This window comes from Streptomyces sp. NPDC090445 (assembly GCF_044769385.1).
Lineage (GTDB): Bacteria > Actinomycetota > Actinomycetes > Streptomycetales > Streptomycetaceae > Streptomyces.
Window position 1 is genome coordinate 1 of sequence record NZ_JBIVXV010000079.1, and the last position, 1591, is coordinate 1591.

At 68.3% G+C, this 1591-nt stretch carries 1 protein-coding gene; it reads right to left on the minus strand.

Translation table 11 applies throughout. From position 1 onward, the window contains the following. Positions 1-16: 16 nt before the first annotated feature. Entirely contained in the window at positions 17-1453 is a 1437-nt protein-coding gene (locus ACIQUT_RS40280; protein ID WP_403570706.1) for an IS4 family transposase, read from the minus strand. Positions 1454-1591 lie beyond the last annotated feature (138 nt).

Sequence of the window (1591 nt, forward strand, 5' to 3'; positions counted from 1 at the left end):
CCCAATACCGGGAAGTTTAGGTTCGCCATCGTCGTGTTCGGTCGGTGGCTGTGGTGATGGTAAAGGTGATCTCCGCGTTGGGGATCGGGGTGTTCTTCCTGGTCGGGCTGTAGGCGAAGGTCGAGATCGGGCGTTTGACGCGGCGGGGCTGGATCCTGGTTGGGCGGCCCTGCGGGGCCAGCTCGCGGGGGTGCAGGATGGCGCGATGGATCACGGGAGTGAGTCGGCATCCCTGGCGCATGGTCCCGGTTGCGGTGATCACTGTGTTGCGGGCGGTCCGGATGGTGACGGCCAGCGAGATCTGGGAGGGAGCGATCCCGGCCTGCAGAGCAGCGTCGACAACGATCAGCCGGGCGGCCTGGTAGACGACGAGCAGACCGAGCAGTTCCTGCCGGGCGCCGTCGGTGTGGTGCGAGCGCAACACGCGGTCCGACCCGCGCAGAGTGACCTTCAACCCGAAGTACGCGGTCTCCGCCTGCCACCTGCGGTGATAGAGCTCGGCAAGTTCGGCTGCCGGGTAGCGCCGATGGTCCAGCAGCGTGGTGAACAGCCGTAGGCTCGTGGTCGTCGTCGTGCCGTCAGCGGCGTGGACCGCCACCGTGGCCTCGATCACGCGGATGGCCACGCCGGCGATCTGCGGCGCAATCGTGCGCCGGTGGCGGGACCACCGTCGCAGACGGTCGCGTTCGTTGATCCCGGTGGACATCGACAGGTACGTACCGTCGGGGAGAGCATGCAGTACCGGCGGCTGCAGGTCGGCGCTCATCCGCCACAGCAGCTGCGCGCCGGTGGCCGCAGCAGACCGGGCCAGCGCGAAGCCCTTGCTGCCGCGGTCGGCCAGCAACAGCATTCCTGGTTTCAGTGCCCGGCACAGCATCGTGCACTGGGACTCCTCAGCCTGGGTCCACGGCCCGAGCACCGCGTCGATCAGTGCCCGGGTGCCGCACTCGACCAGTGCGGACAGCCTGATCATGGGGAATCCACAGACCCCGTTGCGGCCGGTAGCCCGGCCGCAGTACGACCGGTTGGCCTCGCTGTCCGCGACCAGGATGCCGGTGCTGTCCCAGGCCACCGTCCGCAGCCCTTTCCACCAGGATCCGGCCGCCTCCTCGGCCGCTACCGCCCCCTTGACCTGGTCGAACAGCACGGACAGCGGCGCCGATCCGAGCCGACGCCGGGCCTGCCGCAAGGCCGCCGCGGATGGGTCCACGTCCGGCATGCCAGGCGCGGCGACCAGCGCGGCCCACACACCCCGATACCCGCACTCGCCGAACAGAGCCATGGCCAGCACGAAGTACACGACCACCCGCGAAGGAAGCTTCCGCACACGCGACTGCACCCGCCCGGTCTGCGCCAGCACGGCGTCCACCAGAGACGGCGTGATGATCTGCGTCAACTCCCCCAAGTGCCCGGCCGCGAAAGCCTTTCCACCGGCATCGACGTGTTCGGGCATGCCAGACTGAACCAACGGGGCTCCTCGTAGCAACGGTGTCTTGGTCGACTTCCGTCCTACGCGGAGCCCCGCCCCTCTACATCAACATTCCCGAACCACTTGACAGCAGCCCCTGACTGCAAACTTCCCGGTATTGGG